The organism is Vibrio sp. 1S139, assembly GCF_041439475.1.
In the GTDB taxonomy this organism is placed as follows: domain Bacteria; phylum Pseudomonadota; class Gammaproteobacteria; order Enterobacterales; family Vibrionaceae; genus Vibrio; species Vibrio crassostreae_C.
The window spans coordinates 1-5,449 of the sequence record NZ_JBGOOD010000119.1 but is presented as its reverse complement, the minus strand read 5'-3'; the positions used below and the strand labels follow the sequence as shown (position 1 = coordinate 5,449).

6 protein-coding genes and 1 pseudogene are annotated in these 5,449 nt (G+C 40.2%); 2 read left to right on the top strand and 5 right to left on the bottom strand.

Translation table 11 applies throughout. The features are described from left to right. The coding region (locus ACED46_RS21295; RefSeq protein WP_371722390.1) for a hypothetical protein at positions 1–180 on the bottom strand (180 nt) is incomplete at its 3' end. Positions 181–481: 301 nt separating this feature from the next. On the opposite strand from ACED46_RS21295, the gene ACED46_RS21290 reads away from it, so the two are divergent. Further along, positions 482–721: a CopG family ribbon-helix-helix protein gene (locus ACED46_RS21290; protein WP_371722389.1), complete on the top strand. Its 240-nt coding sequence runs from the start codon at positions 482–484 to the stop codon at positions 719–721. Continuing rightward, positions 711–995 (top strand): type II toxin-antitoxin system RelE/ParE family toxin, encoded by a 285-nt coding sequence (locus tag ACED46_RS21285; protein WP_371722388.1) that lies wholly within the window; start codon positions 711–713, stop codon positions 993–995. Before ACED46_RS21290 ends, ACED46_RS21285 begins: the two co-directional genes overlap by 11 nt. Positions 996–1,089: 94 nt before the next feature. Here the strand turns inward: ACED46_RS21285 and ACED46_RS21280 are convergent, their stop codons facing one another. From ACED46_RS21280 to ACED46_RS21265, 4 genes and pseudogenes are all read right to left on the bottom strand, one after another. Continuing rightward, positions 1,090–1,218 carry a YHYH domain-containing protein gene (locus ACED46_RS21280; protein ID WP_371722386.1) on the bottom strand — a complete coding sequence of 43 codons (129 nt, stop codon included), beginning with the start codon at positions 1,216–1,218 and terminating at the stop codon, positions 1,090–1,092. An 87-nt stretch (positions 1,219–1,305) separates the two neighbouring features. Continuing rightward, positions 1,306–1,626, bottom strand: coding sequence for a DUF2845 domain-containing protein (locus ACED46_RS21275; protein ID WP_371722385.1), 321 nt, complete (start codon positions 1,624–1,626; stop codon positions 1,306–1,308). 2,062 nt (positions 1,627–3,688) lie between these two features. Beyond that, positions 3,689–4,123 (bottom strand): hypothetical protein, encoded by a 435-nt coding sequence (locus ACED46_RS21270; RefSeq protein ID WP_371722384.1) that lies wholly within the window; start codon positions 4,121–4,123, stop codon positions 3,689–3,691. Next, positions 4,120–5,449: pseudogene (locus tag ACED46_RS21265) on the bottom strand (LysM peptidoglycan-binding domain-containing protein); the annotation flags it as partial. The pseudogene ACED46_RS21265 and the gene ACED46_RS21270, both read right to left, overlap by 4 nt.

Sequence of the window (5,449 nt, the reverse complement as noted above, 5' to 3'; positions counted from 1 at the left end):
AACGGGTTGATTGCGATAACCGCCTAATGAACCAGCACGGGCAACACCCGATTCCGTTTCATCCACGATATTTTTCAAATAACCACGCAAGGAAAATGGAACATCCCTTTTCACGTTGCCAAAGTAATCTAATACACCATCACTTTTGGGTAAGCGATCAATAACAAGAACTGTATCCATTTCAGGCATTCGCCTAATACGATATTTACGAAGATAATTTTTGATTAGAGATGGATGGACTACATTTGGCACATCTTCCAATTTTATTTGATAACTCGATATTATTTTATAAGACATAACAGCCAACTATTAACGTTAAGAATCAACATAATATCAGAATCGAAAGAGCCTCCCACTTTGGAGACTCTTTCGATTCACCGAATGAAATAAAAACATCTATTTAAAGGTGTTCATTATTCCTATTATGGTAAATGCTCACTTTGTATTACAATGCAATCAACGTAATACAAGGAGGCTTACTATGCCATCTATGTCAGTCAGAATCCCCGAAGATATTGAACAAAAACTAACATTACTTGCAGAGTCCACGGGGCGAACAAAGTCATGGATTACCAACCAAGCAATTCAAGATTACTTAGTTCGTGAGCTTTGGCAGATCAATGAAATCAAAGATGCACTACATGAAGCTGACTCAGAACAGTTTGCCAACAAGGACGATGTACAAAACACATTTTCTAAGTGGGGCGTAAATGCAGATTAAGTGGCTTAAAAAAGCCTTAGTCAATTTAGAGCAGTCCGCAGAGTATTTACACGAACATAACCCACAATCATCACGTGAATTTGTTCAAGAAATCTATGATTTAACAAATCTTCTAAAAACCAATCCTGGCATGGGCCGTCCAGGTCGAGTTTTTGGAACAAGAGAGCTTGTCCTAAATAAGTTTCCCTACCTAGTACCTTATCGAGTCAAAAATAACTGCATTGAGATTTTAAGAGTATTCCCGACTCGCATGTCTCAACCAGAATTTTGGTAGGGATGGTTGACATCAAAAAAGCCCATCAAAAACGACTCCAACAAGGAGCCGTTCTTATGTATTTATCTAGGATCATATAAAAACGCTTGCTAGCTTATTTTTTGTTATGGCAATGGTATGGCTTTGTGCCTGCATGACAACCATTAGCATCGGTCCCACCGGAATGAGCAAAAGCCAAACCAGAAACACCAATCATCAAACATGTGATAACTAACTTTTTCATTTATATTCCTTTAAAAACAATGTCGAACTAAATTAATAGCCTACATCTAATAAATCATCAAAAAATTTTGGTTATTATTCTGTATGTCTATTTTTTATCCCAACCAATTACAAATCCGTTTTCAAAAACAACTTTCAGGTTGTAACGGTTTTTGCCTGATTTATCGTATTTCCATGTTTCTTTGACTTTTGTTTTAAAAACTTTTTGATCTACATCCAAAGGTTTTCCAATTGAGTCAATCAACTGCTCTTCCGTCTGCCCTTGCCAAATTGACTTTGCCATCAACTTGTCAACGAGATCAGAGTCACCATATTTATTCATCAATTTTTCACGTTTTTTTTTGTCTAGATAGCTACTGCCTAGGCCAATGATCACAATAAAAACCACACCCAAAATTAACCAATCCATCAAATCCTCTCTCAAGTTCCTTAGTAAAAATATAGAGTCCATGGTAAATGATACTAGACACATAAAAAAGCGGTGTTCATTATTCCTATTATGGTAAATGCGAGAGTTTGCCATCAGAAATCCCCCTCAGAAGCCCCCAAACGCTCCAGATTGCGATTTACAGCATCAAACCAACCAACATCACATCTAAACGCTTTGAAAGTTTATGACGCTCTGAGAGCAAATCACAGCTCGAATTAACATCTTTTGAACTCACCCAAATATCACACCGTAACGCCCATAACCGAAAGTTTGCGATTTGAGATCGGGCTTAGTCGTGAAATGAACGAAGTTCTTTCATGAATGAGTACGATCCGACAAACGAACGAAGTGAGCGCGTCAGCTTTTCGTTTCCTAAATCAATCGCGGTCAGCGTCCCCCTCTGAGGGGATTTAATTGTTATGTGGGAATGAAAGTGCTCTATAAGCGTTAAGAAATTCAATCACTGAAAGTGCCGAACTGGAGAGGGAAATTGGTAATTTTAGTGCATGCTCTTGGGATGCGTTGAGTAGGCGAGACCAAGTAATTCTGGTTGGATGAAAAGGCGGGATTAAGCCAGGAAGGAACGACCAGCGAAAATGCCAACTATTTCACCCTCCTGAAGTGCTTGGTCGCGCATAGCGCTACGCATCCTAGGTCTTAGAAACATGTTTCTAAGCTGCTCTTTTCTTTGCTCTTATTTTTCCTTTTCCTGTAACCACTTCCTGTAACTTCTTCCTGTAACCGCCGTTACACATACTGGTTACAGGAAGTGGTTACAAGTAATGGCATAACAACAAGGGCATGGAGTACCGAGAATATGTAAGCCTTTTTATGTGAAACTCGTATGTGAAACCTTTATGGAGAACACCTGTTTCACATAGCGGTTTCACGTAAAGGTTTCACATAAGTCATCGAACAAAGCGAGGCGACAGACCGCGTTCTATCATGACGGTAAATTCTTCTTGCAATAGTCTTCCCAAAACATTTGGTCAAAAGACGTAAAGCTTCTGAAATTAGACCGATGAACTTTCCCCCAAACAGAACGTGAGAGCATACGCATTCCTGAGTTAATCCGCTTCACATTAGCAATATCCACATCTGTCTTAACCATAACCAACCTCATACACAGACCAAACTTCGACAGAATACTAGAAGAGCCAGATACTCGGAATAGAGTGTTTGATTTACAGGGGTAAAGGGGGCGTTAGCGCCCCTTTCCAGCTCACAGAGAAATGAGCGTAGCGAGTACACTCTGTGTATGCTGGCTTAAAACAGAAGTACGTGATTAGAGCAGCATAAAAAAGGAACTAAAGAAGGATGAAGATAGAGATACGGGGGCAGTGCCAAAGATTGGCATTAAGTGGCTTTCCACTTGCTCGGTGTTCGGACGCTTCGCTTACTCACACACTGCGCCTAGCGGTATAAAGGGAAGAAACAAGAGTACAAGCGCGGCGAAAAACCAGCCCTTTCGGCTGCGCCGACCCCTACCCATTTCGACTCAATTTTATGAGTGATTTGGGTATCTCTATGGTCGCTTTCAGATTGGGATTTTTCTCTTACCCTTTCGGGCTGCCCTGCGCTGTGAGTTAGGCTTTACGCCCCCATTCCGGTCTCACAACACTAATCATTTATTCCTTTCCCGCTTATCCCCTCTAGCAGCTACAAGGGGCGGATTTATCGAGCGTTTGCTTAGTTCTGATTAGTGCCTTTACCATGCCACCTTTGGAATATCCCTTGATCGGTGGCTGATGCGCGTCGCTCTGTCCAAAACATCTTGAGTCCAAACAGAGTGCAGGAGTACTTGAAGTGCTTGCGTGATATGGCTATCATGAAAGGACTTAACGAGGGTGGAAATTCGTGTAAGTACTCCGAAAAGCCAGCTCTCCAAAGCTGGTTTTTTCACATCTGGGAAACAGATTAATCCCAAAAGCGATTGATCTCAATGATCCTTTTAACCGGTCATAGTTTTCCAAAACAAAAAAGCCTCCCATTAGGGAGGCTTTTTTGTATCTAATCCTAGGTACGCACTAAACAAATTATGTTAATCGAAAGGGATCCCTAATATCCCAAATTGATATTCTATTCCCATAAATACAAACACAAAAAAAACACTCAAAAAACCAAACCTTAAGCATTCAGTATTGAGTCGATACAGCCAATACACACTTCCAAGCTCTTTTTTTATTCCGTTACGCCAATGTTGAATATCTTCTTTTGAATGGCGATGAAACCAACTAAATGCAACCTGACTAGAACGAATCCACGCAAACGATGGAAAATTCGCCCATCCCTGTATTTTTTTAGGTGCATACGTATCAAGTTTATCGATCAAGTAGTCTCTTCTCTTTCGAAGAAGAAAAATTGTAATAGGCAAGGTTATTAAGTTTCCAACTACAGATACAATCATAACCACAATACTTATAATCATCCCCCCCCAAAAAGGAAGAACAATCCATGCAGAAGCGCCATTGATCATAAACTTAAACCTTCAATAATCTCAGTGATGTCCTCGTACATATCAAAAACTGCATATTCGGCCTTATCTCCAAGGTAGTTGGAAACATCCCCTCCATACAACCCCCAAAAATACAAACCACCAACCATTGGAATAATTGACAGCCCTTTCGTTGTTGGCGCAAGCCTAGTACCAACAAAACCAATCCCCTCACCAACAAAAACATTCATACCAATAGACGCAGTGTTTTTCACACCAGCCCTAACGCAAGCTTCAGAGAACCCATCATCTTTGGCACACACCTTTGCGATATCCATAAAGTTATCACGCACCCCAAAAATGGTCGCTACCCATGCCGCACGTCCTAACAGCTTGCTAAACTCCATCGACTTTTTATACAACGCCGTCATATCAATTCCGCTTACAGCTTTAGAAAAATCTTTCGCTTTATAAAGCTGTTTTTTGCCTACATTTAGATAATTATTGACCTTATTGGCTTGAATTTTTTTAATGTAATTTGGTGCGCCAAACTGAGTAGAGATAGTTCTAATTTCACTCTGAAAGTCTCTAGCTCTTTTTCGCCATGCTTTATGAGTTGGATTAGATTTTAACGTATCTCCTTTTATACCTTTTGTAGCTTCGGCCACTTCCTTAGAGTATTTATCAAATTGTTGAAATGCCTTTTGAATCCTATCAGATTGCGTTTTCATCCCGACAACACCCGCACCAGCAGAAGCAATCATTTGATTAGTAAAATTCGACTCTTCAACTTGACTACCATTCACCTCATAAACGGATGAATCTGGCATTGCTGTTGATGTAAGCATCACGCTAGCAAACTCTTCATGGTGCTCAGAAAACCATTCTTGTTGCTCATCCGAAAGCGTAAAAAACAATTCCGCCAATTCAGAGACTTGAGAAATAGCATCAGCTTCATCTGGATGTACTTCTCCCCACGGAGAAACAACAATAGGCATACCTTTAATCAAAAAATGAAAGGTTCTTTTTAAGTGAGGGTTAATTTCTATGATGTGCTGGATGACTTCATCCGCATCATTCAAATAGACCTCTTTGGCAAATTTTTGAAGGTCGGCCTTTTCATCAGCAAAAACGATATACACATCATCTACATCTTGAGTCTGTTTCAATTTTTCGGGTTGCATTAAATTCATATTCGATGACTTAGATTGAGTCACATTTCTATGTTCAGAATGTATTTTTTCATACTCGACCACCGATGCACTTAATGGAGGTAGACTTGCAAATACAGACACAGCTTGTTCAACCTGCTCAACGGGTTGATTGCGATAACCGCCTAATGAACCAGCACGGGCAACACCCGATTCC